A 26,172-nucleotide genomic window follows, 5' to 3' on the forward strand; every position below is an offset into this window, starting at 1 on the left:
CATGAGGTGGCGGAGGGAGTGCGTAGTGACCTTGGGATCGGTGACGACTGCCCGGACGTGCTTACCGAGGGCAGCGGAAGCCGAGGATGCCCCACCGAGCCGCCCGTAAACAGCATCGCTGCGCCGCCCGCAGCCTTCACGGCCGCTTTGGCAGCGCCCAGCGCACTGCCAACTAACGGGACATCGCGTCGGGAAACGGCGTTCTTGATGCGCCTATCTTCGTGCCACTCAACCATAATGTGGGGGATGGCGTGGTCTAGGTGAACGTCCGACACCCGCAAACCCGCCACCTCTGCCAACGGCACCCGGTACCTTCCAGCATCTGCCAAATCCGCTGGAGAGCAGGATTGGCAAGGGACAGGATGCGGGCCGTCGTGTGCTTCAGCTCGTCAGCCTGGAATGGGCGGCGCTTGTCCCTGTCGGGTTCTGCCTTGTCTTTCGGGCGGCCTCAAGGTTCATGAAGGGGTTAGCCACGCCGGCTAGGTCATATTCCCGGATTGCGTGGTTCACGACCGCGCGGACGACATTTAAATAGCGACTACGGATGACTCCTTGCGCCGTCCGCCATATGGTCGCGGACCTCTTTGGCATCTTGACGCTTGAGGCTCGCCAACGTCCGATCACTTTGGAGCGCCTCGCTCACCAGCTTGAAGACGCGATCTAACTCCATCGTCTTTTAGCGCCATCTCCCACGCGTTCTTTGAGATAGAGCTTCCGGGCGTCCTCTATCGTTGGGGCAGGGCGGGACAGCTTATCCCTGCCAGAAAGGATAGCCACGGCACGGCCTTCCACTGGGTCTTCGCCCTGTTCGGACCTCGATAGGTAACTCTCCCGGATCACGTCAGCGGCATCGGGGTGGCTTCCGGGATGCGTACGGCCCCCAATGTGGACCATCGTAGACGCTAGTCTACTCTAGCTCTTGCGCCCGCAGCTCTGCCAGCCTGTGCAACTCCATGGGCGTGACCGAAGATAGGTCAGCCCCGCCGCTGCGCCGCCGCGTCTCGGCGACAAGCCGCTCAAACTCACCGTTGACCTTTGGGTAGTTGCGCAGAGCCTCTCTCTCTGTAGACCCGAGAAGGCGCTTGAACTCCCCTCGTCCGAGTGGCGGCGCTACGTCGCGGGGAAGCCTCCTGCGGTAGTGCCAAGTGCGGGCGTCAGTCTTACGAACGTTCTTCAATACAAGCCACATTCTGTGGACCTCCGGTGTACCGGAATGTGGACCGCTGGGAAAGTTTCGGCCTTGAAAACGTTGAGGAATATGGACTTTCGTGTGGAAAGTGGCTCCCCGGGCCCGCTTTGAACCAGCGCCCCAACCGGTCAACAGGGTGTTGGTTGCATCAACCCTCCACCCCGCCTGTTTCTGAACGGTGCGAAATGGCGTAGCTGCACGAACGTAGCCGCGATCATTCATTGGCGGCGTTCGACTCCCCGAGAGTGCGGGCTGATATCGCCACTTGCGCCAACTACGCTGTCCTCGCTGCTTGGATAGTGTGAAGCATTTCCGGCTTGAGATGCGTATACCGCCGCAACATCTTCCAATCCTTGTGACCCGTGACCAGAGCTACCTGTTCGATCTTGAATCCAGCTTCGAAGAGGCGGCTCGTGCCTTCGTGCCGCAAATCATGAAAATGAAGGTCGTGGATGCCCAGGTCAGCACACCCTCGACGGAACGCTGTGCCGACTGACCTATGGTTGAACGGGAAAATACGATCGTCGTCATTGCTTCGCTTTGCGCGCTGCTCCTCAACAATGGCCCACGCATCGTATCCAGTTGCCGCAAACAGTGGTATGCGCTGATTGTTACCCTTTTTGTTGCGTGGGTCTTTGCGGTCGCGGATGAGAAGCATCCGCGTGCGACAATCCAGGTCGGACCAACGCGCCTTGCAAATTTCCTCCTGACGCATCGCGGTTGCAACGGCGAAACGTATAATCCGGCCAACCGGCGCTATCTGAAGAGGGTTTGCATCGAAGTGAGCGACTAGCCTGTCCAGTTCATCCTGGGTGGGCCGCCTGTCGCGCTCGCACCCCTTGCCGACAAGGCCGAGGCGCTTAAGAGCGATACGCGCGAGATCGACGGGTTCCACCTTGACCGGCAGACCGTGGACGGCCGCAGCATGAAACAGGATGAGTTTTATAAAGCCGATGTCTATTCCGAGCGTCATCGGCCCAGCACCCTGGGCGGCCCGCTCACGACCGAATCGAATGAGCCGTTCGCGATCGAGAGTCGCGATGTTGCATTTGCCGAGATGTCTTTGGAGCATAGCGAGGGCCGCGGCCTTGGAGCGGCGAGGGGACTTGCCTACATCGCACATGTCGTCGATATGGAGGTCGATGAGTTCGCCGAAAGTTTTTAGGCGCGCTATACGGGACTTGGTCGGCGTCTCACCGCGATCAACTTGGCGCTCGGTTTCGGTTGCCCAGCGCCGTGCATCGTCTCGGCGCAGGAAGGTCTCGCTGACGTAGCGACCTTTGCGACGGACTTGGACACGCCAGGAACCGGACGAGAGCTTTGTGTAGGTGGCCATTTTTTCGTGTGCGCTCCGTGTGCACTGAGAAATCGAAACGTGGCGAAAATGGTCGTATTCTGGCGTAAAATGGCGTAGCGGCGATGGCGATTAACAAATTGATGTTAAAGAAAAAATGCTGAAATATCAAGAGCATAGACTCGCTTTGGCCCCGATGATGGATTGGACGGATCGGCATTGCCGCTTCTTCCATCGCCAGCTGACGGCCCGTGCGCTCCTCTACACCGAGATGGTGGTGGCCGATGCGGTCATCCAGGGGGCGCGCGATCGGCTGCTTGGCTTCGATCAGGCGGAACATCCGGTCGCCCTCCAGCTCGGCGGCTCCGATCCGGCGAAACTTGCCGAGGCGGCGCGCATTGGCGAGGCGTTCGGCTATGACGAGATCAATCTTAATGTCGGCTGTCCGTCGGACCGCGTCCAGTCGGGTACTTTCGGCGCCTGTTTGATGAAAGTGCCCGACCTGGTCGCCGACTGCGTCGCGGCCATGAAAGCGACGGTGAAGATCCCCGTCACCGTGAAATGCCGCATCGGCGTCGACGAGCAGGATCCCGAACCGGCGCTCGATGCGCTGGCGAACGGGGTTTTCGAAGCCGGCGCCGACGCCTTGTGGGTGCATGCGCGCAAGGCCTGGCTGGAGGGGTTGAGCCCGAAGGAAAACCGCGACATCCCGCCGCTCGACTACAACAGGGTCTATCGGCTGAAGGCCGGAAAACCGAACAAATTCATTGGCATCAATGGCGGTATTCAGTCGCTTGACGAAGCGCGTGGGCATCTCGACCACGTCGATGGCGCCATGCTTGGCCGCGCCGCCTACCACACACCAGGTATTTTGGCTGGCGTCGATGCCGCGTTCTACGGCACCGAGCCAGCGGCATTCGATTTCACCGCCTTGATCGATGCGATGGCGGACTATGCGGCGCGCCATATCGAACAGGGCGGGCGGCTTGGCCATGTCACCCGCCACATGGTCGGGCTGTTCCACGGATTGCCCGGCGCGCGCCGCTACCGCCAGATCCTGTCGACCGACGCGACCCGGCCCGGCGCCGGGCCGGACGTGCTGAAGACGGCTTTCGCGGCTGTGGAATTCGGCGGAGCGGCGGAAGCGGCCTGAAGCACCTCAGTCCCGGAGGATCATGCGGTCGCCGCGCACGTCGAAGCCCGACAGCGAGCCGATGAAGTTCATGCCGAGCAGGCTCTGGCTGAGCATGCCGGGTGCCGCCACCATCACCGACATGTCCTTGCGCACGATCCCGCCGATCGCCACCTCGTCGGTCTTGACGGCTGCGGCGCGCGCCATGCCGTTGGCGGTCGAAACCGGTATCGTGTAGTTGAGCACCGCCGGATTGAAGCCAGCGGCTTGCGCGTCCTGCGATGTCAGCACGGTGCTGGTCGCGCCGGTGTCGACCACGGCGCGGACCGGGTTGCCGTTGATCAGGATGCGCGCTTCGAAGTGGCCATTGTCGGCCTTGTCGAGGGTCACGGTGGCGTGGCCGTCTTCGACGCCGAGCGCCAGCGGACTGCCGGGAATGAGGCCCGCGGTCACCCGGCTGGCAACGTCCTGCAGTTCGTAGCGATACTGATAGCCGGCGATCAGCGCGAGCACGATTGCCGCCCAGGCGCCAAGGTTGCGGGCCATGTCGCCCAACGGGCGGCCCGACCGCAGCAGGCCGGCACCGATAAGGGCACCGAAGGCGCCAAGCCAGATCAGCCGGCCGAAATCGTCATTGTCGACGCCGAGCGTGCTGCCGGCGGAATCGTTGAGCATGAGCAGGACTGCCCCCATGCCGATCACGGCCATCAGAATCCAGAACAGCCGGCCCATCCGTGCCTCATCAAACCAAAGAGTTAGCGCAGTTCGCCGTTTCCGTGAAATGGTCAACTGCTTTAGAGTGCGTCGCGTTCGCGCGCCATGCGGGTGCGGCGCGTTTCCCGGCGCGGCCGGCGCTCGACCGTTTCCAGCCGGGCCGGCAGTTCGGCCATCACGCTGCGGCGCGTTTCCGGCGTCATCCCCATCCAGGCACCGATTTCCTCGCGCGTGCGGCCGCAGCCGAAGCAGAAGCCGGTCTTCATGTCGATCGAGCAGACCAGGATGCACGGGGATTCGATGGCCGTCATGACTTTCTCTTGAGGTTTCCGCTCGGAATCCCTCGTTCCACTCCACATGGTGCAACGGCAAAGCCAATGCAAGCCCTCGCGATCGCGCCCTCCGCCGCCGTCTTTGCGGCAATCAAGCAAGAAGGACGATCGGGCAAGAAGGGCGACCGGGCGGAAGGACGATCGAGAGGTTGTGCCGATCACGCAAGGCAGCTATGCCGCTCACAACCTCCAGGAACGATTGCTCCCGACATGACCAGCGCACTGCCTTTCGACGATTTTCGCAACTTGCTCGCCAACCTGCCGGCAGCCGACATGACAGCCCAGGCACGCGTACGCACGCTGTTCGCCAAAGCCGACAAACCGGGGAATTCGCTTGGCCGTATAGAGGACGTCGCCGCGTGGCTTGCGGCCTGGAGCGGCCGGGCTCCGCCCGCGGTGACAAGACCGCTGATGGCGGTCTTTGCCGGCAATCATGGGGTTGTCAGGCACGGCATTTCGCCGCGTCCGGTGGCGGCGACCGCCAACGCGGTCGAGCTTTGCGCGGCCGGCGGCGCGGCGATCAACCAGATCTGCATCGCCAACGACCTCGGGCTGAAAGTGTTCGATCTTGCTCTGCACATCCCGACCGGCGACATCACCGAGGACGCCGCGCTCGACGAGCGCGGCTGCGCGGCCACCATGGCCTTCGGCATGGAAGCGATTGCCGGCGGCACCGACCTGCTTTGCCTCGGCGATCTGGGCGTCGGCAATTCGACCGTCGCCGCGGCCTTGCTCGCCGCGCTGTTCGGGGGCAGGGGTGCCGACTGGGTCGGCCCGGGGTCCGGCGCCGATGCGGCGATGCAGGCCCGCAAGGCGGACGTCGTCGATGCGGCGCTGGCCTTTCACGCCGGCCATCTCGAAGACCCGTTGGAGGTGCTGCGCTGGGTCGGCGGCCGCGAGTTCGCGGCGATGGCCGGCGCCATCCTCGCCGCGCGGATGCAGAATATCCCCGTGCTGCTCGACGGCTTTGCCGCGACGGCCGCCGCGGCGGTGCTGCATGCCGCGAACCTTTCGGCAATAGACCATTGTCTTCTTGCCAGCCTGTCGCCGGAGCCGGGCCACGCCCAGGCTGCCGAACGGCTTGGCCTTCGACCGCTGCTCGACTGGGGCATAAGCCACGGCGAAGGGGCAGGGGCAGCGCTTGGCGCAGGCCTGGTCAAGGCGGCGGCATTGACCAGCTCGGGCATGGCGGCGGCGGTTCGGGGCTAGACGCTCCGCGCTTCGATGAAATCCGCTATCGCCGCCGTGCCGCCACCGCCGCGGTCGGCAGCGCCGGCAGTTCTTCCATCACCCGGCTCAGCGGGAAGATGGCGATCGCCTCGGTGCCTTCGCGCAGCTTGGAATGAAGTTCGAACTCGCCGCCATGCATGGCAAGCAGACCCTGCACGATCGGCAGGCCAAGCCCCGTGCCTTGTTCGGCGCTCTTGATGGCGATAGAGCCCTGGCCGAACGCCGAGAGCACCACCGGGATCTCATCCTCGGGGATGCCCGGGCCATTGTCCTTGATCGAAATGTATTGTCCACCGCCCGCAGTCCAGCCGACGCGCACACGGATCTCGCCGCCGGTGGCGGTGAACTTGATGGCGTTGGACAGGAGGTTGAGCGTGATCTGGCGCAAGGCGCGCTCATCGGCGAACAGGCGTGGCAATGTCTGTTCGAAATCCTGGATCACGCGAATATCCTTGTTGCGTGCCTTCAGCTCCATCATGTGGCAGCAATCCTCGACGATGTTGAGCAACATCACCGGCTCTTCATTGAGCTGGTAGCGGCCGGCTTCGATGCGCGACAGGTCGAGGATCTCGTTGATCAGGTCGAGCAGATGCTGGCCGGAATCATGCACGTCATGCGCGTAGTCGCGATAGGTCGGATTGCTCATCGGTCCCAGCACCTCGTTCGCCATCACCTCGGAAAAGCCGAGAATGGCGTTGAGCGGCGTGCGCAATTCATGGCTCATCGAAGCGAGGAAACGCGATTTTGCCAAATTGGCATCCTCGGCCCGCCGCCGCGCCTCGTCCGACATCGATTTCGCCGTCTCCAGTTCGGCGATCAGCGCGTCTTTCTCCGAGCGGAACGACAACATCATGAGGGATGAATCGTTGAGGTGGCGGGCGACATAGGCGAAGAAAGGCAATGACAAGACCAGCAGTCCGGCCATGATCGCCTCGAGCGGCATCCACAGCTTGGCGCCGGCATAGGCATAGAGCGCCACCGGAACGGCAAAGGTCGCCAACAGTGCCCCGCGCAGGGACGAGGCCATGACCGCCGTTCCTGCCATGGCAAACAACAGCACCACCGCCTTGACCACATGGAACTGATCGACCGCGCAGGCGCCGCAGCCCAGCCAGACGAACCATGCCCAGCCGAGACCGCAAAGGAAATGGCCGACCAGGAATTCCCCGCGCGCTTGCAATGGGTTGAGCTCGGAAGCTTCCGTGCGCTCGATCCGACGCGCCATGAAGACGACGACCGTGTAGCAGGTGAGCGTGAACAGCGCCCAGAGCCCAATCTCATTGCCGACACCGGCGAGCCAGCCGGCCGCGGCGATCGCCAGGACGAGCAGCGGGATGACCACGGCGCCGCTTGTCATCGCGCGGGCGTGCAGTTTCAGGAGTTCACGGTCGAAATCGAGACTACCGGCCTGCTGGGAAAGACGGTCGCGCGTCTTGCGCACCGCGCGTGCCACATCGCTGTTGCGATGGGGTTTCCTGCGGTCCACAATGAACTTGTCCGCTGTGTTCGAGCGTTGCAAAGGCATGGAAACTTCAATTTATGCGCGCAGCGATTTCAAGGTGTTAAGCTACGTTCGAATGATTAACCAACCGTTTGCCATATGAGTCGTTCCTGGTCGCCAAGACCGCGCCGGCGATACGCGGCGCCGCGCCCGAGAAGCCTGTGGCGCAAGCTGCTGGACTACGGCCTGGCTGCCATCATCTTGGGACTGCTGATCTTGCTCGCGGCGCGCCTCGACCGGGTCGAGACGCGCAAGACGCAAGGCGCGGCCATCGTCAATGACGGCGATTCCATCACGCTTGGCACCGAACGCATCCGCATGCGCGGCATCGACGCCCCTGAATACACCCAGACCTGCCGCAGGAACGGCGCCGATTATCCCTGTGGAACGCTCGCGCGCCAGTCGCTGGTACGCCTGATCGCCGGCAGGCCCGTCACCTGCAGCGGCTGGCAGCGTGACCGCTATGGCCGGCTGCTTGGCGACTGCAAGGCCGGGGGCACCGACATCAACCGCGCCCAGGTCGAGGCCGGCTGGGCCGTCGCCTATGGCGGCTTCGAAAGCGAGGAAGCGACTGCCCGCGCGGCGAAATCTGGTATCTGGGCGGGCACGTTCGATCAGCCGCAGGACTGGCGTGACAGCCATCACGGCGAGGTCGTCGAACGAAAACACGGTACGCTGGCGTCGATTGGCGACGCCGCTCGGGAGATTTTTCGCTTCTGGTGAAGCGTATCTGTCTGAAGGAAAAGGAGGATCGAATGAAGCTCTTCGACGGTGGCCGGGCGCCCAACCCGCGGCGGGTTCGTGTTTTCCTTGCCGAGAAGGGGATCGTGGTGCCGCTGGTGCCCATCGACATGGGCGCGCTCGAGCACAAGGGCCAGGCGGTACGTTCGCGCAACCCTCTGCAAAGGCTGCCGGTGCTGGAGCTCGATGACGGCACCGTCATCACGGAATCAGTCGCCATCTGCCGCTATTTCGAGGAGTTGCATCCGGAGCCGGCCTTGTTCGGACGCGGTGCGCTCGGCAAGGCGCAGGTCGAGATGTGGCAGAGGCGGATGGAGTTCAACCTGCTCAGCAGCGTCACGCAGGCTTTTCGCCACATCCATCCGGCGATGAAGGACTGGGAAATCCCGCAGATCCCCGAATGGGGCGAGGCCAACAAGCCGAAGGCTGTCGAATTTCTCAAACTTCTCGACGGCGAGTTGGCGAACCGGGAATTCGCCGCCGGCGACGATTATTCGATTGCCGATATCACCGGCCTGATCGCCGTCGACTTCATGAAACCGGCACGCATCAAAGTGCCGGAGGAATGCACCAATGTGCTGCGTTGGCATCAGGCGATCTCCGGCCGGCCGAGTGCGGCTGCTTGAGCGTGGAACTCGACAGCTTCGCGGCAGCGGTCCGCGCCTGCCGCATCTGCGTCGAAAATCCCATCGGCAAACCGCTGCCGCATGAGCCGCGGCCGGTGCTGCGGCCATCGTCCAGCGCCCGCATCCTCGTCGCCAGCCAGGCGCCGGGAACCAAGGTGCACCTGTCAGGCATGCCGTTCACCGATGCTTCGGGCGACCGCCTGCGCAACTGGCTCGGCGTGACCAGCGACGAATTCTACGACACGGAGAAATTCGCCATCGTGCCGATGGGCTTCTGCTTTCCCGGACAGGACGCCAAGGGCGGCGACCTGCCGCCGAGGCGCGAATGCGCGCCTGCCTGGCGCGCGCCCTTGATGGCCATGATGCCGCGGATAGACCTGGTGCTGACGATCGGCATCTATGCGCAATCCTGGCACATGGGCGCCGCGCGCCGCCCCTCGCTGACGGAAACGGTTAGGGACTGGCGCGCCATCTGGGAGAATTCCGTTGGTGCGAAAGTCTTGCCGCTGCCGCATCCGTCCTGGCGCAATACCGGCTGGTTGAAGCAGAATCCGTGGTTTGAAATGGATTTGCTGCCTTTCCTGCGGTCGGAAATCCGCTATCGCCTCGGCTAGGCATTCAGCAAGAAATCACTCGCTTTTATGCTGTTCGGCAGAATTTCTTTCTTGTGAAAGGCCAAAATAAGAGGGAGTATAGCCAATCTATTCCCCAGGAGCGCTTCAATGGACCGCCTCGACAGAAAAATTCTCCGCCTCCTGCAGGAGGACGCGACGCTCGCGGTCGCCGATGTCGCCAAGAAAGTCGGCCTGTCGACCACACCTTGCTGGCGCCGGATCCAGAAGCTCGAGGAGGAGGGCGTCATCAAGCGGCGCGTCGCCATCCTCGATCATGAGAAGGTCAATGTGCGGGTCACCGTCTTCGTGTCGATCCGCACCAATTCGCACAGCCATGAATGGCTGCGGCGGTTTTCCGAGGTGATCCAGGAATTTCCCGAGGTGGTCGAGTTCTACCGCATGAGCGGTGACGTCGACTATCTCTTGCGCGTCGTGGTGCCCGATATTGCCGCCTATGACGCCTTCTACAAGCGGCTGATCGCCAAGATCGAGATTCGCGACGTGTCGTCGTCCTTCGCCATGGAGCAGATCAAGTACACCACCGAAATCCCGCTCGACTACATGGTGCTGGACAAGGAATCGGGTGCCAACGCGGCCTAAAGCGCGTTGCGCTGAACGGATTCATGCGCCGCGCTTTAGGTCTTTGTTTTCATGCATGTCGTTCTCCCAAAACCGAGGTCACTTCTGTGCGACATGCATTTAAGACGAGGCGGCTCGCTCAGTTCTTCTTTTTGTTGAGGAAACTCCAGGGCGAATTCACCGGCAAGGTGATGCTGTCTGGCACCGTGTCGACGCCGACCACCTCCGCCTTGCGTACCGCGTATCCGGACTGAATGACGCTGACGCCGTCGAGAATGAACAGCTGGCTCTTCTCCATGTCCGGCCTCAGGGCGCCGGTGACGGCCACCGGCTGGTAGTCTTGCGACATCTTGTATGGATGGGCTGGCGTGACCAGCACGATCTGGTTGGGCGGTGGCGTCGGCATGTGGCTGCACGCACCCGTCCACGGCACCAGCAGAAACTGATAGACGAGGTCGCCGTCGCGATCGACCGGCAATGCATAGCCGGCCAATTCTATGGTCTTGTCCCTGAGATCGAGCGAAAGCGTCTCGCCGTGATCGGGCAGCTTTGCCGCGATCATCGGCAACCCTGCGTCCTCGGCAACCGCCTGGGTCGCCGGGCGGAGATCCTTCCAGAAGATATGTGAGGCTTCGGCCGAGGCGGGAGTGGCCACGGACGCAAACGGCGCGGCTGCGAGCGCTACGATCGACTTGAGAAGATTGCTCATCGGCCGCTTCCTTTGCGGGCGAGTAAAGACGCCGACGCCGATGACGTCAACGCTCCAACCGCATCACATGTCGGCGAGAACCGGCCATGCCGATCTCGTGGAAGCCGCGAACCGCAAACATATCGCGAAAGCCCATAAAACGATAACTCGGCGACGCATCCTCCACCGGATAGGCCTCGATGATGTGCGCCCCCTTGGCGAAGGCATGGTCAATGGCTGCGTCGAGCAATGCGGAGGCAAGGCCACCGCCGCGCAGCGCCCTTGGCACATAAAAGCAGACGATCGACCACACGCCGGTCTCGCTGTCATCTTGCCGATTTGAAAGCCTGCGGTAGGTTTCGCGCGGCGCAACGGAACACCAGCCGACCGCCTTGCCGTCTATCTCGGCGAGGATGCCGACTGGTGTGCCGGCATCGATGAGCGCCATCATCAGGCGTTTCTTCTCGTCGCTCTGGATATGTTCGCGGCCGGAGTACCGCCATGCCATGCACCAGCAATATTTCGGCGCGCCGGGCTGTTCGAACAAGGTCTCGAAGCCGCCGCGCGTTGCCCGCGTCACCTCGGTGAAACGGATATTGGCGATGTCAAACTTTTTCTGACGGCGAGGCGTTCGAGTGTCTTGGCATCGGAAAGTTCCTTCGCGGCGTCCTTGCCGATCCAGCGCGCGGTCTTGTCCGTGGCGGCCGCAAGTTTCCGCGCCAGGACAAGGGCAGGGGCATGCAAGTCCGTCGAGCGCTTGCCGATTTGCCGCAACGCCCAGTTGACCGCCTTCCTGACGAAGTTGCGCTCATCGCCGGCATGGGCTTCGATCAAGGGCAGGTAGGACAGGAACGTCGCGTCCGGCTCCTTTTTCAGATGCACGGCCGCCCATGCCAGCATGGCGAAGGCCGTGCGGCGGACGAATTCACGCTCGTCGACGGCGAACTCCTCGATCAGCTCGCGCCAGAACGGCGTATCGACGAACAGGTCGGAGACAGTGTCGACGATCTCCCAGGAATCGAAGTCGCCGGCCCAGCGGCGGCAATCTTCGATGGTGATCCGCTTCGGCTCGCCGGTGAACGCCGCCATCAGCCGCGCTTCGCGAATGCCGCTGTTCCACAGCGCCAGGGAGCGCTCGTGGTTGCGCTTCACCTTGCGCGCCAGAGGCCGCAAATCCGTGTTGCCGACGCCGAGCGCGGTCGCGGTGTTGATGCCGAACCGCGCCATGCCGGCTCGGTTCTCCTCGGTGCCGATCGAGCGCAGATGCGTGACGATGTCCTGCGCGGTCCAACCTGGAACGGGCGGGGACATCGTCGCCTACTTCTCCAGCCGCGCCAGCAGCGAGGACGTGTCCCAGCGCTTGCCGCCCATTGCCTGCACGTCCTTGTAGAACTGGTCGACAAGCGCGGTCACCGGCAGTTTGGCGCCATTGCGATCGGCCTCCGCCAGGCAGATGCCGAGATCCTTGCGCATCCAGTCGACGGCGAAGCCGAAATCATATTTTCCGGCGTTCATCGTCTTGTGCCGGTTTTCCATCTGCCAGGAGCCGGCCGCGCCCTTGGAAATGACCTCGATCACCTTCTCGATGTCGAGCCCGGCCTTCTTGCCGAAATGGATGCCTTCCGACAATCCCTGCACCAGTCCGGCGATGCAGATCTGGTTGATCATCTTGGTGAGCTGGCCGGCGCCCACCGGCCCCATCAGTCCAACCATGCGGGCATAGGCGTCGATGATCGGCCTTGCGCTGTCGAAAGCAGCCTGATCACCACCGACCATGACCGTCAGCACGCCGTTCTCGGCGCCGGCCTGGCCACCGGAGACCGGCGCGTCGAGGAATGAAAACCCGCTCGACCGCGCGGCTTCCGCCAGTTCGCGCGCGACTTCCGCCGAGGCCGTTGTGTTGTCGATGAAGACCGAACCTTTCTTCATCGCCTTGAACGCGCCTTCGGGACCTGTCGTCACCGAGCGCAGATCGTCGTCATTGCCGACGCAGGAAAAGACGAAATCCTTGCCCTCGGCGGCTTGTGCCGGCGTCGCGGCAAGGCTGCCGCCATGTTTGGTGACCCACTGTTCGGCTTTCGCGCGGGTGCGGTTGTAGACGGTGACGTCGTGGCCGCCCTTGTTCTTCAGGTGCCCGGCCATGGGATAGCCCATGACGCCAAGACCGAGAAATGCCACAGATGCCATGAGCTTGCCCTTCAGACTGAAAATCGAATTGTTGCGAAAGCTCTAGGCTCTGCGCTCAATTCGTCAAGACGCGCATGGTCGGATCGACTGGTACAGCCGATTCGAAAATGATCAGCGCTTGAGGTGGATGGTGATCCGCCGCTCGATCCATTCGATGCCATGGCGCAACAACTCGACCATGACAAGATACACCAGTGCGACCCAGATATAGGCTTGGATGTCGAAGGAGTTGGCGAAGGCGAGTTTTGCATTGCCCATCAGGTCGTAGACGGTGATGATGGCGACGATCGCCGACGCCTTGACCATCAGGATCAGCTCATTGCCGTAAGGCCGCAAGGCGACGATCAGCGCTTGCGGCAGGACAATCTTGCGCAGCGTCTGCAATTTGTGCAGGCCAAGCGAAGCAGCTCCTTCCCACTGGCCCCTCGGCACGCTCTCGATGGCGCCGCGCAGGATTTCCGCCTGGTAGGCGGCGGTGTTGAGCGAAAAGGCAAAGACGCCACAGTTGAAGGCATCCTTGAAAAAATCCCAGAGCCCGATCATCTGGAGCTCCGGCCGGAACGAACCCAGCCCGTAATAGACCAGGAATGTCTGGACCAGTAGTGGCGTGCCCCGGAAAAAGTAGACGTAGCAATAGGCAAGGCCGGACAGGATCCGGTTCCTGGACATGCGTCCATAGGCAACAGGCATCGACAGAACGGCGCCAAGCACCATCGAGATGGCCACCAGCGACAGGGTGACGCCCAGCCCCCGCATATAGGCGGGCGCATATTTGGCGAAGAAGGCGGCGTTCCAGGCAAAGAAGAGATAGCTGACGATGCCGAGGCCAAAGGCTATCCACAGGCCAACCAGCGCATAGCCGACGATACGCTTGCGTGGCCAGCCGCGCAGCTGTGGCGGCGGCCGTTCAACCATGGTGGCGGTGGCACTCATCGTTGCGCCTCCCGTTTGCCGAGCGAGCGCAAGATGGCGCTGGTGGCGAAGGACGACACGATGGCCAGACCGAGAAAGACCAAGGCCGCCACGCCATAAAACAGGAACGAATGTTTTGTCACGCGAGCGGCCACACCGGCGTTGCGCAACGTCTCCGCCAGACCGACGACCGACACCAGCGAGGTGTCCTTCAACAGGCTGAGCCAGCAATTCTCGAGACCGGGGAAGGCGATGCGCAGCAGCTGCGGCAAGATCACCTTGCGCATTGTCTGCCCGTACGAAAGTCCGATGGCGTAGCCACCCTCATATTGCCCCTTCGGGATGGCACGAAAGGCCGAAAGGAAAACCTCGCTGGCGTAGGATGAGAAGATCAGCGAGAGCACGATCATACCGGCGACGAAGCTGTTGACGTCGATCGTTGCTTCAGGCCGGAAATAGCGGATGAGGTGCTGCAGCAGGATCGGCACGCCGAAGAAGAACAGGAAGAGCGTCACCAGTTCCGGCAGGCCACGGAAGACCGTGGTGTAGATATTGGCGGCGAGGCGCAGCGAGGGCTCTTCGGATTGCTTGCCCAGCGCAATGAAAAAGCCAATCGTCAAACCAATGGGCAGCGTCGCCAGCGCAAGCAGAACCGTTACTACGATGCCATACGCAATATCGTCACTCCAACCATCAGGTCCCCAACTGAGAAGTGTCCATATGCTCTGGGCTGGCATCGACGGATCTTATCCCCACGGCGTTCCCAAGATGAATAGAAAGACGGCGGGGAGTTCCCCGCCGTCTTGAACCTGTCTATCAGGACTCGGCGCCGTAGACGTCGAACTTGAAGTACTTGTCGTTGATTTCCTTGTATTTTCCATTGGCGCGGATGGCGTCGATGGCTTCATTGAGCTTGTTGACCAGGTCGGTCTCGCCCTTGCGCACCGCAATGCCTGCGCCCGGTCCGAAGATATCGACGGGTTGCGGCGACGGCTGGCCGAGGATCTTGCAGCAGGCGCCATCAGGCGAATCCAGCCATTGCTGCAGCACGACAATATCGTCCTCGATGGCGTCGAGACGACCATTGGCAAGATCCGCCTGCTCCTCGGGGCTGCTCGGATAGCCCTTCACGGTGCTGTCGGTGTAGGTCTTCGAGGCATAGTTGAAATGGGTGGTCGTGGTGGCGACACCGATGGTCTTGCCGGCGAGATCTTCCTTGGTCACACCCTTCAGCGTCGAGTCCTTCGGCACGGCGAGCGCCGAGGGTGTGTTGTAGTATTTGTGCGAGAAGTCGACCTTCTCCTTCCGCTCCGGCGTGATCGACATCGAAGCGACGATGGCGTCGAACTTGCCAGCCTGGAGCGCCGGGATGATGCCGTCCCAATCCTGGGCGACGAAGGTGCACTTGACCTTCATCTGGTCGCAAAGCGCCTGGGCGATGTCGATGTCGAAGCCGACGAGCTTGCCGTCAGAGGTCAGGTTGTTGAACGGGGGGTAGGCGCCCTCGGTGCCGATCCTCAGGGTTTTCTCCTGGGCCTGGGCTACGCCGAGCGTCAGCAGCGCGGCCGAAGCGGCGAGCGCGATACGCAGTGCAATACGCATGATAGTCCTCTCTTTATGGTCCCGGCCGTCGTTCCGAAACGGCTCTGTGGGGCGGTGCTTTTGACCGCCCGCTGAGGGCGATACTCCCACTCTTTCCAAGAAAAAAGCAACTGCAAAACCACCAAGATCGGCAATCGCGTTCTGCCGTTACGTTAGTTCTCAGGCAACGAGGCCGGTCGTGCGCTCGATGAAGTCGGCTATCGATTTTACGTCGTCGAGGGCGAATACCGGCAGGTTCTTGTCCGCGATGGCGAAATCCGCGGCGACAGCGACAATATTGGGATCACTTGCCGAAAGCGGCGTCCGGTCCTTTGCGTCCAGCCGCCTGGTTTCGATCTTGCGGTGGGATTCGCTCTTGTAGCCCTCGACCAGCACGATGTCGCACGGGGCGAGCCGCGAGAGGATGCCATCCAGCGGCGGTTCATCCTCGCCACGCAACTCGTGCATCAGCGCCCAGCGGTTGCCGGACACGATCGCAACCTCGGTGGCGCCGGCCTGCCGATGGCGGAAGCTGTCGGCGCCCGGCTTGTCGATGTCGAAATCATGATGGGCATGTTTGACCGTCGAGACCTTCCAGCCGCGCCGCACGAGCTCGGCGACCAGCTTTTCGGTCAGTGTGGTCTTGCCGGAGTTTTTCCAGCCGGTGATGCCGAAGACGCGTCTGTTCATGGCGTCATGCTCTGCAACAGGCGCGCGGCCTGGGCAAGGTCGTCGGGCACGTTGATGTTGAAGAACGGGTCGAGCCCGGCGGATTGCGGGACCGGGAATTCCACCTCGACATGACCATGGCGCTCGATGAAGGCCGAAACCCGCCGGTTGTCCTCATCGACCAGGAACTGCCGCAGCGCATCACGGCATTCGACCGGCCACAGCGCGAAGGTCGGATGCCGCCGGCCGGCCGAAGAGGCCACGGCAATTGACCCAGGATTCTCGCTTGCCGCCGCTGCCAGGCGGTCGACGAGGTCGAGCGGCAGGAAAGGCGTATCGCCGGCGGCGGTGACAATCGCCTCGCAAGGCGTGCCGGCAACGGCCCATTCAAGACCGGTCAGGATGCCGGCCAACGGTCCGGCAAAGCCCGGGACCGTGTCGGCAAGCACGGGCAATCCGAAGCGGGAAAAGCGTTCCGGATCGCCATTGGCGCTCAGCGCCAGGGTCTCGATCTGCGGGCCAAGGCGCGACAGCACCTGGTCGAGGACACAGCCGCCGCCGAGCGGCAACAGGCTCTTGTCGCCACCGCCCATTCGTCTCGACTGGCCACCTGCCAGGATGATCCCGGCTACGTCTCGCTTCATGACACTCAGCCTGTAGGCCTGCCGCGGAAAATCGCAAGCGACTTCCTGGATCCCGTCTTTCCAGATCCCATCCGGCTAGATCCCATCTAGATACCATCTGGCGCCATGGCCGGCCCGGTGCTTTCGGCGACGATCCTTCGCCGGCCGACCACCCGTTCGCGATAAAGCGTATAGAGACCGGAGCCGACGACTATTGTTGCGCCGACGATCATCGGCGCGTCCGGAAAATCGCCGAAGACGATCAAGCCGAGCAGTATGGACCAAAGGAGTGCGGTGTAGCGGAATGGCGCGACGAAGGAGATTTCGCCCGAGCGCATCGCCATGATGATGAACTGATAGCCGACGAGCACCAGCACCGCCGCCAGCGCCAGCAGCGCCGTGCTTTTGCCGCTCATCGGCGTCCAGCCGCCCATCGGCGCCAGCAACGCCGCGCCGACGACGGTCATCGCAAGGGCGGTGGCGGTCGAGACGAGCATGGTCGGGATGGCCTGAGGGATGCGCCTGGTGGCGAGATCGCGCACGGTGCAGCAGGCAACGCTGGCCAGCGCCCAAAGGGAATACAGGCTGAAACCGTCAAAGCCCGGCCGCACGATGATCATAACGCCGGCGAAACCAGCGGCGATCGCCAGCCAGCGACGCCAGCCGACCGCTTCGCCGAAAAACAGCGCCGCACCCATCGTCACCGCCAACGGCAGCGCCTGCAGAACGGCCGAGACACTGCCGATCGGCAGATGGGCCAGCGCCACGAGGAATGACACCGTGGCGCCGGCTTCGGCCAGGACGCGGATTGCCACCAAAGGCTGCAGCATCAGGCGCGGCTGGAAAAGCGCGCCACGCTGCCAGGCCAGCAGGCCGACGAAGAGCGAGGCAAACGCTCCCCTGATCAGCATGACCTGCGCCATGTTCATCGATTGCGACGAGTATTTGGTGATGGCGTCGTTGAGCGTGAAGCCAACCATCGCCACCATCATGAACAACGCGCCGCGAAGATTTGGAGAAAGAGGCAAGACATCTACCGGTTGCTTTGGCAAGCAAGCCTGTAACAGCCCGCCGCGAAACAGCAACGGCAAAGGGCTGTACCAGGGCCCGGTCGTCCATCGTCCTGGTGGGAAATCATGTCCGGATTCGTCGCGTATCTGCCGGAAAGCGAATTCGCATCCCGACAAGCCGTGCCGCCGCGATGGCTATTTCTTTGGCGTCAGGATCTCGGTGCCGTTGCCTTCCTTGCCGGCGATCGTCCACAGGCCATGCAGCGAGCCATCATCCTGAACCTTGTAGACGACGAGGCCGATGTCTTTGTCCATGACATAGCCGGCCGAAAAGGCATTGTCGTTGCGCATGCAGATACCGTCGGAAGAAGAGCCGCCCGTTTCCCAATGGATCGTGCAGGTGGTTCCGCTGGTCAGCGTGATGGTGGCTTCGCCGCCATAGGGCGATCCGTCGAAATTGGTGCCGGCAACGGTGTAGGTGCCGCCGATCGACTGGGCTGCCGCGGGCACGGCCGCAAGGCCGAGCAATGCGAGAGAAAGAATGAGTTTGCGCATGATGTAACCCCCTGTGAGCGACGATTCCGCCGAGCGAAAGCTAGGCCGGAACGTGCTGGCGGTAAATCCGACAACCGTTTGCGGATCAGACTTTTTCTGGGATGTGCCCGAGAATGCTCATGGCCCTTTGAGACTGCCGGCGATCGCACCGACCAGCGGGTCGTATTTCGATCTCACAGCCGGCGGGTAATCGATCCACACCGTGCGGATGACGCCGTCCTTTCCGAACAAACGCCGCTCGTAGAAGATCTTGTCGGTCTTGACCCCCGACAACACCGCCCAGTCCTTGCCGGTCTTGCTGTAGGTGATCTTGTAGCCTGGCTCCTTGCTCACCTTCTCTTCGGCGACGAAGCCTTTCGGGGTTTCGTCGTCGATGTTGGCGATGCCGGAGCAGGTCAGGCTGGCGCCGTCCGCGCTCAGCCATACCTGTCCGTCGCCATTGTCCGGCTCAGGCTGGCGATCGTTGAATATCTCATCCGGGAAGGTGCAGACCGTGCCGAAACGCTCGTTCACATAGGTGAAAGGCGCGGCAATCGCGGCGCTTGCCGAAATCGTCGCGAAAGACGTCACGATCGAAAAGAACCGCCTCATGCGTTACCCCGTAGTCCGAAGGCCACGAGGCAATCCTTGCACAAATCCGCGGGAAGGTCAGCCGCCGGTGACGCTCATATGCCGGGACACCGAGGGGCGGCTGGTTCGGCGGTCGATGATGAAATCATGACCTTTGGGCTTTCGGCCGATGGCTTCGTCGATAGCGTCGGCGAGCAACTCATTGCCTTCTGACGCACGCAAGGGCGCACGCAGATCGGCGGCATCTTCCTGGCCGAGGCACATATAGAGCGTGCCGGTGCAGGTCAGCCGGACGCGGTTGCAGCTCTCGCAGAAATTGTGCGTCATCGGCGTGATGAACCCAAGTTTTCCGCCCGTTTCGGCGACATGAACGTAGCGCGCCGGGCCGCCGGTCTTGAAGGGGATGTCGGTCAGCGTGAACTGGCGCTCCAGCGAGGCACGCAGCAGCGACAGCGGCAGGTACTGGTCTGTGCGGTCGGCGTCGATCTCGCCCATCGGCATGGTTTCGATGACCGTCAGATCCATGCCGCGGCCATGCGCCCAGCGCATCATCTCGGGCAGTTCGGCGTCGTTGAAATCCTTCAGCGCCACCGCGTTGAGCTTGACCTTCAGCCCGGCCGCCTGAGCGGCGTCGATGCCGGCCATGACCTTGTCGAGATGGCCCCAGCGGGTGATCTTGTGGAACTTGTCGGCGTCGAGCGTATCGAGCGAAACATTGATGCGCTTCACGCCGCAATCGGCGAGTTCGGCGGCGAAGCGCGCAAGCTGCGAGCCGTTGGTCGTCAGCGTCAATTCTTCCAGGGCGCCGCTTTCGAGGTGCCGCGACAACTGGCGCACCAGATGCATGATGTTCTTGCGCACCAGCGGTTCACCGCCGGTGAGGCGCAGCTTTCTGACACCCTTTTCGATGAAGACGGTGCAGAGCCGGTCGAGTTCTTCCAGCGACAGCAGATCCTTCTTGGGCAGGAAGGCCATGTCCTCGGCCATGCAATAGGTGCAACGGAAATCGCAGCGGTCGGTGACCGACACTCTGAGATAGCTGATCGTGCGACCGAAGGGGTCGATCATGTCCATGCTTCAAGCGCTTCCGGTAGCCGTGAGTGGCATCGTTATATACCGCTATGTGATACGAAGCGGCTAGCCATTCAAGATAGAAGGTGTTGATCCCTGGTAACATCTCGAGGCCGACATTGCATGTCGGCTCATCTCAAACGGCCTTTTCCGCCCTGGCGAAGCAGCGTAGGGAAGGGTGGATGACACCGGATCGAACAGAATGACCGCGCCAAAAGAACTCAGGGTCTCGAAGGACCGCAAGCAGCTCACCGTGACGTTTCCCGGTCACCAGCCTTTCGAGCTGCCGGCGGAGCTCTTGCGCGTGGCGTCGCCTTCGGCGGAGGTGCAGGGCCATTCGCCCGAACAGCGCGTGACGGTTCCCGGCAAGCGGAATGTGGCGATCCTGAAGATCGAGCCGATTGGCAATTATGCCGTGCGCATCACCTTCGACGATTTCCACGACACCGGCATATTCACCTGGAACTACCTGCACACGCTCGGACACGAGAAGGACGAGCGCTGGAATGCCTATGTCGCGGAATTGGCGGAGAAGGGCTTGAGCCGGGATCGCTGATTCCCCGCATGCTGGCGTCGTCAGGACGTCACATATCTGGAGTAGCGCCGGCAAAGGTTCGGAGGCGAAAACGATGTCCATCATCACCACGGTCGAGCAGCTCGAGGCGCTCTATGGAATTCCGGGCGAGGCCTCGCTGGTCAAGGAACTCGATCATCTCATCCCTGAATATACCGCCTTCATCGAGGCCTCGCCCTTCGTCGCCCTGGCGACCAGCGGGCCGGAGGGGCTCGACTGCTCGCCACGCGGCGATCTCGCCGGCTTCGTCAGGATCGTCGATCCGCGAACGGTGATGATGCCGGATCGGCGTGGCAACAACCGCGCCGATTCGCTGAAGAACATCATCAGGGATCCGCGTGTCGGGCTGCTGTTCCTGGTGCCGGGTTCCGGCACCACGCTGCGCATCAACGGTCGGGCCCATATCACCACGGATGCAGCACTTTGCGCGTCGTTCACGATCGAGGGCAAGGCGGCGCGCTCGGTGACCGTCATCGATGTCGATTCGGTCTATTTCCAGTGCGCCCGCGCCATCGTGCGATCGGAACTGTGGAACCCGGCCAGGCATGTCGATCCGAAGTCGCTGCCGACGCCCGGACAGATCCTGGAAATCACCAGCCGCAAGAACATCGACGGCGAGGCTTACGACAAGGAATGGCCAGAGCGGGCGAAGAAGACGATGTGGTAGCCGGTGCACATTGGGTGCTAGGCCTCCTTCAGCACTTCATAGATCTTGCGCATCTGGTCGCCGATCATGTCGCACTGTTCCGGCGTCGATTGGCTCATCGCCTTTTCGATCAGCGCCATGTGCACTTTCAGCGCCTGCATCAGCAGTGCCTCGCCGGCTTCGGTCAGAGCGAGCCGCAGGATGCGCCTGTCCTTCTCGTCGCTCTCGCGGCGCAGCAGGCCGCGTGCCTCCAGTTGCGGCAGCAGCATGGTGATGTTGGAGCGGCCGACGAGCAGCTTGCGGGCAAGGTCGTGCTGCGACATGCCGGGGTGGCGGTAGAGGTTCATCAGCACGTCGAGCTGCGCCGGCTTGAGATCGAGCGGCGCGAGTTTCACCGCCAGCGTGCGCTCCAGCACATGGCAGGCGCGCGCCACCGCGACCCAGTTGCGAAAACGCGGGTTGTCCCAGGGTAGCTCTTGTCTATTGTTCATCTTTGAACTATTATGTTCATGCTTGAACGTATGGATGGATTCTCACTATGGCATCATTCGGGCTGAAGGTCATCCGAGGTGTGTTTGGTGCGGCCGAACATATCGCGCCACGCATCACCGGGCGCGCGGCTTTCGAACTGTTCTGCCGCACGCCGAGCGCCAAGGCGCTGACCGACGGCGAGCGCCGCGCCATCGGCCGCGCCGCCGAGTTCATGGCCGAAGCGCGCCATCACCGGCTGAAGACCGCGACCGGCTGCGTCATGGTGCATGAATTCCGGCCGGAGCCGGGCAGGACGGCCGCCGGCACGGTGCTCGTCGTTCATGGCTGGCGTTCGCGCACCGAATATATGCGCGCGTTGATCGAAGGCTATCGCGCGGCCGGCTACAGGGTCGTTTCGCTTGACCTGCCGGGGCATGGCCAGTCGCAGGGCAGGCACCTGAACATGGTCAACGCCGTTGAAGCGGTGCGCGTCGCCGGCGAATGGTTCGGTCCATTCGCGGCGGCGATCGGCCATTCCTTCGGCGGCGCCGTTGCGGCCAACGCCATCGCCGGTTCGGTCAAGAACATCCCGCCACTGGCGGCCGGACGTCTGGTGCTGATCGCGGCGCCAAGCTCGCTGCCAGCGATCTTCGCCGACTTCAGCCGCATGCTCAATGTCGGGCCGCGCTCACAGGTCGCGATGGCGGACCGTGTCCAACACCTTTCCGGCCGGCCGCTGCACGAATTCACCGGCGACCGCCAGCTCGCCCAGGCGCCGGTGCCGACACTTGTCATCCACGCGGCCGACGACCGCGAGGTGCCGGCCGATCATGCCAGGCGCTATGCCGGCGCCGGCGATCACGTGCGGCTGCATTGGGCTGACGGGCTCGGCCACCGGCGCATTCTCGCCGACAAGGGCGTGGTCGAACGCGCCGTCGCCTTCGTGGCCCGGGAGCCGTCGCTGCTGCATTGAGCGACGTCGAAACTATTTCTTCTTGTCGCCGGGCTCGACGGGCAAACCGGCCGCCTTCCAGGCGGTGTAGCCGCCGAGGATGTGCTTGACCGGCGAAAGCCCCATGTCCTGCGCCGTCTTGGTGGCCAGCGCCGAACGCCAGCCGCCGGCACAGAAGAAGACGAAGCTCTTTTCCGAGGCAAAGAACGGCTTGTGGTAGGGGCTTTCGGGATCGATCCAGAACTCCAGCATGCCACGGGTGACATGCTTGGCGCCGGGAATCCTGCCGTCGCGTTCGATCTCGCGCGGATCGCGCAGGTCGACGAAGATGGTGCCTTCGTCCTCGAGCAGTCCGGCGGCTTCCTCCGGCGAAACCACTTCGATCTCGGCATTCGCCTCATCCAGCAGTTCGCGATAACCCTTCTTCACAGGCTTTCCTCCCGATCGCGCATCTGGCTGCTGTTTGGATTTCCAGCACAATGGCTGGCGTTTGTCACGTCTTGTCGGCGCCGGCCATCGTCCGCCACGCGGCCATCGCCCCGGCGACCGTCGCCATCAGTGCGGCGCACGAAGCACCGTCGCGCGCCGGCGCAGCGCTGACCATCGACGACGGAGGCGCCAACGCCTGATTCCAGGGCGTTGCCCGGGCTGGAGCGAACACCCTCGCTCCAGCCGTCACGATGTTGTGAAACTGTTCTGCAACAGGCTTTCGGAAATTTATGAAAGCTTAACGAAATCGGTATGAATCGGTATAGTCGCGCCTTACATCCGCCATGCGGTGAGCGGGACGGTTTACGTGCGGAACGGGAACCGGTTGCGGCCGGAGCGGGTGATCCATGAAATTCCTCGATAAGAAAACAACCGTAGTGTCGCTGATGGCGATTACGGCGACACTTGCTTTCGGCACGCCTCAGGCAGGCGCTCAAGGGCTCTTCGATATGCTGTTCGGCGGCGGCGTCAAGCACGCGCCAAAAGGCGACTTTCCGCCTCCTCCGCCAAACAAACCCAAGCCGAAAGTTTCGGCTGGCGGCGGTGATGGCGTGAGGATCAGCAGCCCCTCCTACTATACATACAAGGCCGACAGGCTGGTGCGCGTCGACTTCTCGGGGCTGGCCGCCGCGCCGCAGCCGGCGACGCCGCAAGACGCCGCTTTCGTGCCATCGGCCACGGTCGCTGCTTTCCACGAGGCCATTGCAGGGCTTTCCGATTATGAGCTCTACGCCGAGCCGGACATCGCCAAGGCGCTGATCGCCTACTACTCGGCCAACCCTGATTTCATCTGGGTGGGCGGATCAACCCCGAACAGCCGTGCGCAGGATGCGGTGCGGGTGCTGGGCGAGGCCGCGAGCTATGGCCTGACGCCCGCCGACTACACGGTCGAGGTGCCCGCGGCCAGCGCCTCGACGGCCGACGAGGCGGCACGGCTGAAGGAACTCGTACGCTTCGAGATGGCGCTGTCGGCACGTGTGCTGCGCTACGCTCATGACGCCCAGAGCGGCCGAATCGAACCCAACCGCATGACCGGCTATTATGATTTCCCGGCCAAGCCGCTCGACCTCGTCGGTGTGCTGAAAACCTTGGCGCATACACAGGAAGTGCGCACCTATCTCGAATCGCGTCATCCGCAGAACCCCGAATACCAGGCGTTGCGCGTCGAGCTGGAATCCTTGCAGGCCAGCGCCGAAAACGAGATCGTCGTCGATCCCAAGCTGCTGCTGAAGCCGGGCGACACCAGCCCCGAACTCCCAAAACTGCTGACGCTGATCGCGCGCAATCTCGATGACGAGATGGGCGGCGCCTATGGCGAGATGCTGTCGCGGCTGGCAACGAGCGAAGTGTACGTTCCCGAGCTGATACCGCTGATCAAGGCGGTGCAGCAGAAGGAAGGCATGAAGGGCGACGGCGTGATCGGACCGCGCACGGTCGCCTTGCTGGCCGGGACGTCGAAGGCCGACAGGCTGCTCAAGGTGCAAGTGGCGCTGGAAGAACTGCGCTGGCTGCCTTCCGATCTCGGCAGCCCGCGCGTTTTCATCAACCAGCCGGCATTTACCGCCAGCTATATCGACGACGGCCAGGAAAAGCTGAAGACGCGCGCCGTGATCGGCCGGACCACCAACCAGACCGCTTTCTTCTACGACCAGATCAAGCAGGTCGATTTTCATCCCTATTGGGGCGTGCCGCAGTCGATCATCGTCAACGAAATGCTGCCCAGGCTGCGCAACGATCCCGGCTATCTCGACCGTGCCGGCTATGAGGTGACCGATTCGCGCGGCAAGCGCATCCCGTCGTCGGCGGTCAATTGGGGCGCTTATGGCTCCAACATCCCCTACAGCGTGCGCCAGCAGCCGAGCGAAGCCAATGCGTTGGGCGAACTGAAGATCCTGTTCCCCAACAAGCACGCGATCTATATGCACGACACGCCGCAGAAATCGTTCTTCAAGCAGGATATGCGCGCGCTCAGCCATGGCTGCGTGCGGCTGCAGGATCCGCGCGGCATGGCGGCGGCCGTGCTCGACACCTCGGTCGACTATATCGCGGAGAAGTTGAAGCACGGACATTCGACGCAGGATGTGACCCGCAAGATTCCCGTCTATGTCGCCTATTTCACCGCCTGGCCCGACATGTCCGGCAAGGTCGAGTATTTCGGCGATGTCTACGATCGCGATTCGCGGCTGAAGCAGGCCATGGACGCGACCGAATCGGTGCGCTCGCCATCGAGCTGATAATAGTCAACCTGCCGACAGAGGCCGCCGGAAGCCGGCCTCGCGGCCGGCGATCAGCCAATAGACAAGTCCGGCGAACAGGCCGGCGGCGGCGATGATGCCGATGTCGGCCCAGCGTTCGGGATCCATGTCCTCCGTTGTTCCCGGCCAGATCAGGAAGAAGCCGCCGGCAGCGGCGGCGGCGCCGAAGAACATGTGCAGCAGGAAGTTGCGCAGCGAAAAGAACTCGGCGATCAGCGCGAAGATGAGCGTCTGCAGGCCGGTCACCACGATCGTCAGGAAATAGACGAACATGCCGAGCGGCGGCACCACCAGGACCGCGATCGGGGTCACGCCCATGACGTCGAAATATTCGGGCGCGTCGGGCAGGGAACTGAGCACGCCGTAAATCGCCGCCACGGCGACCAGCCCGACCAGCACGGCGACCAGATAACCGGCAAACATCATCAGGATGCGCTTCAATATGTGCTTCGCCGTCGCCATGCCCATTCCCCAATGCGGCGCCGATCCAGTCAGCCATCAAAGACGCGCCAACGCAAGGGGCCGAAAAACCGTGTCATCATGGCAAGCGTCGTAGGCGGCTCAGGCGCCACCGCACAGATGCTGGGCCGACAACTGCTGGCGCACGATCAGCCGAACGACAGGTGCTTGCGAGGAGCCTTATTTCGGCTCGGCGGTCACCGGGTCATAGGTGATTTCGACCTTGGCCTTGTCCGCCGTGTAGTAGGTGACGGTGTAGGCGCCATCGTCCCAGTCGACTTCCTTCACATAGCGGAAGCCATCGCGCTGCTCGACCTTGGCGAGGATATCCGACAGCTTCTTGGCGTTAGGCGGCGGCAGTGGCGTGTCATCGCCCGCCAAAGCCGGTCCGGCGGCGAGAAGAACGGCGACGCTTGTCGACATGAGAAATCTGGACATGGTTTTCCCTCAAGGTTCAACGCAGGGAAACTCGCTGGTGGGTTGGTTGGTTCCGCAAAGGGAATGCATG

Annotated in this window: 32 protein-coding genes; 11 read left to right on the forward strand and 21 right to left on the reverse strand. The window is 62.6% G+C overall.

Annotated features, from left to right (window positions below):
• Positions 1 to 1,463 precede the first annotated feature (1,463 nt).
• A complete protein-coding gene (locus X743_RS146250) occupies positions 1,464 to 2,525 on the reverse strand; it encodes a site-specific integrase (RefSeq protein ID WP_023767663.1) in 1,062 nt (353 codons plus the stop codon).
• Between the two features lie 115 nt (positions 2,526 to 2,640).
• On the opposite strand from X743_RS146250, the gene dusA reads away from it, so the two are divergent.
• Positions 2,641 to 3,636 (forward strand): tRNA dihydrouridine(20/20a) synthase DusA, encoded by a 996-nt coding sequence (gene dusA / locus X743_RS146245; RefSeq protein WP_023767664.1) that lies wholly within the window; start codon positions 2,641 to 2,643, stop codon positions 3,634 to 3,636.
• A gap of 6 nt (positions 3,637 to 3,642) precedes the next feature.
• Here the strand turns inward: dusA and X743_RS146240 are convergent, their stop codons facing one another.
• Entirely contained in the window at positions 3,643 to 4,347 is a 705-nt protein-coding gene (locus X743_RS146240) for a TIGR02281 family clan AA aspartic protease (RefSeq protein ID WP_023767665.1), read from the reverse strand.
• A gap of 62 nt (positions 4,348 to 4,409) precedes the next feature.
• Entirely contained in the window at positions 4,410 to 4,640 is a 231-nt protein-coding gene (locus X743_RS146235; RefSeq protein WP_013895544.1) for a DUF1289 domain-containing protein, read from the reverse strand.
• Between the two features lie 231 nt (positions 4,641 to 4,871).
• On the opposite strand from X743_RS146235, the gene X743_RS146230 reads away from it, so the two are divergent.
• On the forward strand, positions 4,872 to 5,870 hold the full coding sequence (locus X743_RS146230) for a nicotinate-nucleotide--dimethylbenzimidazole phosphoribosyltransferase (RefSeq protein ID WP_023767667.1): 999 nt from the start codon (positions 4,872 to 4,874) through the stop codon (positions 5,868 to 5,870).
• A gap of 25 nt (positions 5,871 to 5,895) precedes the next feature.
• On the opposite strand, the gene X743_RS146225 is transcribed toward X743_RS146230, so the two are convergent.
• A complete protein-coding gene (locus tag X743_RS146225; RefSeq protein WP_023767668.1) occupies positions 5,896 to 7,416 on the reverse strand; it encodes a HAMP domain-containing sensor histidine kinase in 1,521 nt (506 codons plus the stop codon).
• 75 nt (positions 7,417 to 7,491) lie between these two features.
• On the opposite strand from X743_RS146225, the gene X743_RS146220 reads away from it, so the two are divergent.
• The 4 genes from X743_RS146220 to X743_RS146205 all read left to right on the forward strand — a co-directional run bounded on the left by X743_RS146220 (position 7,492) and on the right by X743_RS146205 (position 9,973).
• Positions 7,492 to 8,115, forward strand: a complete 624-nt coding sequence (locus X743_RS146220) for a thermonuclease family protein (protein WP_023767669.1) — start codon at positions 7,492 to 7,494, stop codon at positions 8,113 to 8,115.
• A gap of 32 nt (positions 8,116 to 8,147) precedes the next feature.
• A complete protein-coding gene (locus X743_RS146215) occupies positions 8,148 to 8,759 on the forward strand; it encodes a glutathione S-transferase (protein WP_023767670.1) in 612 nt (203 codons plus the stop codon).
• Positions 8,699 to 9,373 carry a uracil-DNA glycosylase family protein gene (locus X743_RS146210; protein ID WP_032923333.1) on the forward strand — a complete coding sequence of 225 codons (675 nt, stop codon included), beginning with the start codon at positions 8,699 to 8,701 and terminating at the stop codon, positions 9,371 to 9,373. Before X743_RS146215 ends, X743_RS146210 begins: the two co-directional genes overlap by 61 nt.
• Before the next feature lie 108 nt (positions 9,374 to 9,481).
• Positions 9,482 to 9,973 (forward strand): Lrp/AsnC family transcriptional regulator, encoded by a 492-nt coding sequence (locus X743_RS146205; RefSeq protein ID WP_006205209.1) that lies wholly within the window; start codon positions 9,482 to 9,484, stop codon positions 9,971 to 9,973.
• 118 nt (positions 9,974 to 10,091) lie between these two features.
• On the opposite strand, the gene X743_RS146200 is transcribed toward X743_RS146205, so the two are convergent.
• The 13 genes from X743_RS146200 to moaA form a co-directional block, all read right to left on the reverse strand.
• Positions 10,092 to 10,661, reverse strand: a complete 570-nt coding sequence (locus X743_RS146200) for a DUF3299 domain-containing protein (RefSeq protein WP_023767672.1) — start codon at positions 10,659 to 10,661, stop codon at positions 10,092 to 10,094.
• 46 nt (positions 10,662 to 10,707) lie between these two features.
• Complete coding sequence (locus tag X743_RS146195) at positions 10,708 to 11,220, reverse strand: GNAT family N-acetyltransferase (RefSeq protein WP_031258169.1); 513 nt, start codon at positions 11,218 to 11,220, stop codon at positions 10,708 to 10,710.
• On the reverse strand, positions 11,217 to 11,951 hold the full coding sequence (locus X743_RS146190; RefSeq protein WP_023767674.1) for a DNA alkylation repair protein: 735 nt from the start codon (positions 11,949 to 11,951) through the stop codon (positions 11,217 to 11,219). The genes X743_RS146195 and X743_RS146190 overlap by 4 nt, the downstream gene beginning before the upstream one ends.
• Positions 11,952 to 11,957: 6 nt before the next feature.
• Positions 11,958 to 12,827: an NAD(P)-dependent oxidoreductase gene (locus X743_RS146185; RefSeq protein WP_023767675.1), complete on the reverse strand. Its 870-nt coding sequence runs from the start codon at positions 12,825 to 12,827 to the stop codon at positions 11,958 to 11,960.
• 111 nt (positions 12,828 to 12,938) lie between these two features.
• Positions 12,939 to 13,760 (reverse strand): ABC transporter permease, encoded by an 822-nt coding sequence (locus tag X743_RS146180; RefSeq protein WP_023767676.1) that lies wholly within the window; start codon positions 13,758 to 13,760, stop codon positions 12,939 to 12,941.
• Entirely contained in the window at positions 13,757 to 14,476 is a 720-nt protein-coding gene (locus X743_RS146175; RefSeq protein ID WP_023767677.1) for an ABC transporter permease, read from the reverse strand. The genes X743_RS146180 and X743_RS146175 overlap by 4 nt, the downstream gene beginning before the upstream one ends.
• A 79-nt stretch (positions 14,477 to 14,555) precedes the next feature.
• Entirely contained in the window at positions 14,556 to 15,341 is a 786-nt protein-coding gene (locus X743_RS146170) for an ABC transporter substrate-binding protein (protein WP_013895557.1), read from the reverse strand.
• 159 nt (positions 15,342 to 15,500) lie between these two features.
• Positions 15,501 to 16,010 carry a molybdopterin-guanine dinucleotide biosynthesis protein B gene (gene mobB / locus X743_RS146165; RefSeq protein ID WP_023767678.1) on the reverse strand — a complete coding sequence of 170 codons (510 nt, stop codon included), beginning with the start codon at positions 16,008 to 16,010 and terminating at the stop codon, positions 15,501 to 15,503.
• Positions 16,007 to 16,633 (reverse strand): molybdenum cofactor guanylyltransferase MobA, encoded by a 627-nt coding sequence (gene mobA / locus X743_RS146160; RefSeq protein ID WP_023767679.1) that lies wholly within the window; start codon positions 16,631 to 16,633, stop codon positions 16,007 to 16,009. Before mobA ends, mobB begins: the two co-directional genes overlap by 4 nt.
• An 86-nt stretch (positions 16,634 to 16,719) precedes the next feature.
• Complete coding sequence (locus X743_RS146155; protein WP_023767680.1) at positions 16,720 to 17,640, reverse strand: DMT family transporter; 921 nt, start codon at positions 17,638 to 17,640, stop codon at positions 16,720 to 16,722.
• Between the two features lie 177 nt (positions 17,641 to 17,817).
• On the reverse strand, positions 17,818 to 18,177 hold the full coding sequence (locus X743_RS146150) for a hypothetical protein (protein WP_013895561.1): 360 nt from the start codon (positions 18,175 to 18,177) through the stop codon (positions 17,818 to 17,820).
• A gap of 117 nt (positions 18,178 to 18,294) precedes the next feature.
• On the reverse strand, positions 18,295 to 18,768 hold the full coding sequence (locus X743_RS146145) for a hypothetical protein (protein ID WP_023767681.1): 474 nt from the start codon (positions 18,766 to 18,768) through the stop codon (positions 18,295 to 18,297).
• Between the two features lie 57 nt (positions 18,769 to 18,825).
• The gene (gene moaA / locus X743_RS146140) at positions 18,826 to 19,821 is read right to left on the reverse strand and encodes a GTP 3',8-cyclase MoaA (RefSeq protein WP_023767682.1); all 996 of its coding nucleotides are present in this window, start codon (positions 19,819 to 19,821) and stop codon (positions 18,826 to 18,828) included.
• A gap of 199 nt (positions 19,822 to 20,020) precedes the next feature.
• On the opposite strand from moaA, the gene X743_RS146135 reads away from it, so the two are divergent.
• Together X743_RS146135 and X743_RS146130 are read left to right on the forward strand one after the other, a co-directional pair.
• Positions 20,021 to 20,374, forward strand: a complete 354-nt coding sequence (locus X743_RS146135) for a DUF971 domain-containing protein (protein ID WP_023767683.1) — start codon at positions 20,021 to 20,023, stop codon at positions 20,372 to 20,374.
• Between the two features lie 73 nt (positions 20,375 to 20,447).
• Positions 20,448 to 21,059 (forward strand): pyridoxamine 5'-phosphate oxidase family protein, encoded by a 612-nt coding sequence (locus X743_RS146130; protein ID WP_023767684.1) that lies wholly within the window; start codon positions 20,448 to 20,450, stop codon positions 21,057 to 21,059.
• A 17-nt stretch (positions 21,060 to 21,076) separates the two neighbouring features.
• On the opposite strand, the gene X743_RS146125 is transcribed toward X743_RS146130, so the two are convergent.
• The gene (locus X743_RS146125; RefSeq protein ID WP_023767685.1) at positions 21,077 to 21,529 is read right to left on the reverse strand and encodes a MarR family transcriptional regulator; all 453 of its coding nucleotides are present in this window, start codon (positions 21,527 to 21,529) and stop codon (positions 21,077 to 21,079) included.
• Between the two features lie 47 nt (positions 21,530 to 21,576).
• Here X743_RS146125 and X743_RS146120 point away from each other — a divergent pair, with 47 nt between their 5' ends.
• Positions 21,577 to 22,482 (forward strand): alpha/beta fold hydrolase, encoded by a 906-nt coding sequence (locus tag X743_RS146120; protein ID WP_023767686.1) that lies wholly within the window; start codon positions 21,577 to 21,579, stop codon positions 22,480 to 22,482.
• A 12-nt stretch (positions 22,483 to 22,494) separates the two neighbouring features.
• Here the strand turns inward: X743_RS146120 and X743_RS146115 are convergent, their stop codons facing one another.
• Entirely contained in the window at positions 22,495 to 22,890 is a 396-nt protein-coding gene (locus X743_RS146115; RefSeq protein WP_013895568.1) for a rhodanese-like domain-containing protein, read from the reverse strand.
• Between the two features lie 50 nt (positions 22,891 to 22,940).
• Between X743_RS146115 and X743_RS1000000172935 the strand changes: the two genes are divergently transcribed.
• Positions 22,941 to 23,090 carry a hypothetical protein gene (locus tag X743_RS1000000172935; protein ID WP_198028485.1) on the forward strand — a complete coding sequence of 50 codons (150 nt, stop codon included), beginning with the start codon at positions 22,941 to 22,943 and terminating at the stop codon, positions 23,088 to 23,090.
• Positions 23,091 to 23,297: 207 nt separating this feature from the next.
• Positions 23,298 to 25,184 (forward strand): murein L,D-transpeptidase, encoded by a 1,887-nt coding sequence (locus X743_RS146110; protein ID WP_023767688.1) that lies wholly within the window; start codon positions 23,298 to 23,300, stop codon positions 25,182 to 25,184.
• Positions 25,185 to 25,190: 6 nt separating this feature from the next.
• Here the strand turns inward: X743_RS146110 and X743_RS146105 are convergent, their stop codons facing one another.
• Entirely contained in the window at positions 25,191 to 25,673 is a 483-nt protein-coding gene (locus tag X743_RS146105) for a hypothetical protein (RefSeq protein ID WP_032923336.1), read from the reverse strand.
• Positions 25,674 to 25,844: 171 nt separating this feature from the next.
• Complete coding sequence (locus X743_RS146100; RefSeq protein ID WP_023767690.1) at positions 25,845 to 26,102, reverse strand: PepSY domain-containing protein; 258 nt, start codon at positions 26,100 to 26,102, stop codon at positions 25,845 to 25,847.
• Between the last annotated feature and the right edge of the window lie 70 nt (positions 26,103 to 26,172).

Origin of the sequence: Mesorhizobium sp. LNHC232B00 (assembly GCF_000502435.1) — a bacterium.
Lineage (GTDB): Bacteria > Pseudomonadota > Alphaproteobacteria > Rhizobiales > Rhizobiaceae > Mesorhizobium > Mesorhizobium opportunistum.

Bases quoted from the DNA above. Each gene is read 5' to 3' on its own strand.
- X743_RS146250 (WP_023767663.1), bottom strand. From the start codon at position 2,525: ATGGCCACCTACACAAAGCTCTCGTCCGGTTCCTGGCGTGTCCAAGTC.
- dusA (WP_023767664.1), top strand. From the start codon at position 2,641: ATGCTGAAATATCAAGAGCATAGACTCGCTTTGGCCCCGATGATGGAT.
- X743_RS146240 (WP_023767665.1), bottom strand. From the start codon at position 4,347: ATGGGCCGGCTGTTCTGGATTCTGATGGCCGTGATCGGCATGGGGGCA.
- X743_RS146235 (WP_013895544.1), bottom strand. From the start codon at position 4,640: ATGACGGCCATCGAATCCCCGTGCATCCTGGTCTGCTCGATCGACATG.
- X743_RS146230 (WP_023767667.1), top strand. From the start codon at position 4,872: ATGACCAGCGCACTGCCTTTCGACGATTTTCGCAACTTGCTCGCCAAC.
- X743_RS146225 (WP_023767668.1), bottom strand. From the start codon at position 7,416: ATGCCTTTGCAACGCTCGAACACAGCGGACAAGTTCATTGTGGACCGC.
- X743_RS146220 (WP_023767669.1), top strand. From the start codon at position 7,492: ATGAGTCGTTCCTGGTCGCCAAGACCGCGCCGGCGATACGCGGCGCCG.
- X743_RS146215 (WP_023767670.1), top strand. From the start codon at position 8,148: ATGAAGCTCTTCGACGGTGGCCGGGCGCCCAACCCGCGGCGGGTTCGT.
- X743_RS146210 (WP_032923333.1), top strand. From the start codon at position 8,699: ATGCACCAATGTGCTGCGTTGGCATCAGGCGATCTCCGGCCGGCCGAG.
- X743_RS146205 (WP_006205209.1), top strand. From the start codon at position 9,482: ATGGACCGCCTCGACAGAAAAATTCTCCGCCTCCTGCAGGAGGACGCG.
- X743_RS146200 (WP_023767672.1), bottom strand. From the start codon at position 10,661: ATGAGCAATCTTCTCAAGTCGATCGTAGCGCTCGCAGCCGCGCCGTTT.
- X743_RS146190 (WP_023767674.1), bottom strand. From the start codon at position 11,951: ATGTCCCCGCCCGTTCCAGGTTGGACCGCGCAGGACATCGTCACGCAT.
- X743_RS146185 (WP_023767675.1), bottom strand. From the start codon at position 12,827: ATGGCATCTGTGGCATTTCTCGGTCTTGGCGTCATGGGCTATCCCATG.
- X743_RS146180 (WP_023767676.1), bottom strand. From the start codon at position 13,760: ATGAGTGCCACCGCCACCATGGTTGAACGGCCGCCGCCACAGCTGCGC.
- X743_RS146175 (WP_023767677.1), bottom strand. From the start codon at position 14,476: ATGCCAGCCCAGAGCATATGGACACTTCTCAGTTGGGGACCTGATGGT.
- X743_RS146170 (WP_013895557.1), bottom strand. From the start codon at position 15,341: ATGCGTATTGCACTGCGTATCGCGCTCGCCGCTTCGGCCGCGCTGCTG.
- mobB (WP_023767678.1), bottom strand. From the start codon at position 16,010: ATGAACAGACGCGTCTTCGGCATCACCGGCTGGAAAAACTCCGGCAAG.
- mobA (WP_023767679.1), bottom strand. From the start codon at position 16,633: ATGAAGCGAGACGTAGCCGGGATCATCCTGGCAGGTGGCCAGTCGAGA.
- X743_RS146150 (WP_013895561.1), bottom strand. From the start codon at position 18,177: ATGCGCAAACTCATTCTTTCTCTCGCATTGCTCGGCCTTGCGGCCGTG.
- X743_RS146145 (WP_023767681.1), bottom strand. From the start codon at position 18,768: ATGAGGCGGTTCTTTTCGATCGTGACGTCTTTCGCGACGATTTCGGCA.
- moaA (WP_023767682.1), bottom strand. From the start codon at position 19,821: ATGGACATGATCGACCCCTTCGGTCGCACGATCAGCTATCTCAGAGTG.
- X743_RS146135 (WP_023767683.1), top strand. From the start codon at position 20,021: ATGACCGCGCCAAAAGAACTCAGGGTCTCGAAGGACCGCAAGCAGCTC.
- X743_RS146130 (WP_023767684.1), top strand. From the start codon at position 20,448: ATGTCCATCATCACCACGGTCGAGCAGCTCGAGGCGCTCTATGGAATT.
- X743_RS146125 (WP_023767685.1), bottom strand. From the start codon at position 21,529: ATGAACAATAGACAAGAGCTACCCTGGGACAACCCGCGTTTTCGCAAC.
- X743_RS146120 (WP_023767686.1), top strand. From the start codon at position 21,577: ATGGCATCATTCGGGCTGAAGGTCATCCGAGGTGTGTTTGGTGCGGCC.
- X743_RS1000000172935 (WP_198028485.1), top strand. From the start codon at position 22,941: ATGGCTGGCGTTTGTCACGTCTTGTCGGCGCCGGCCATCGTCCGCCAC.
- X743_RS146110 (WP_023767688.1), top strand. From the start codon at position 23,298: ATGAAATTCCTCGATAAGAAAACAACCGTAGTGTCGCTGATGGCGATT.
- X743_RS146105 (WP_032923336.1), bottom strand. From the start codon at position 25,673: ATGGGCATGGCGACGGCGAAGCACATATTGAAGCGCATCCTGATGATG.
- X743_RS146100 (WP_023767690.1), bottom strand. From the start codon at position 26,102: ATGTCCAGATTTCTCATGTCGACAAGCGTCGCCGTTCTTCTCGCCGCC.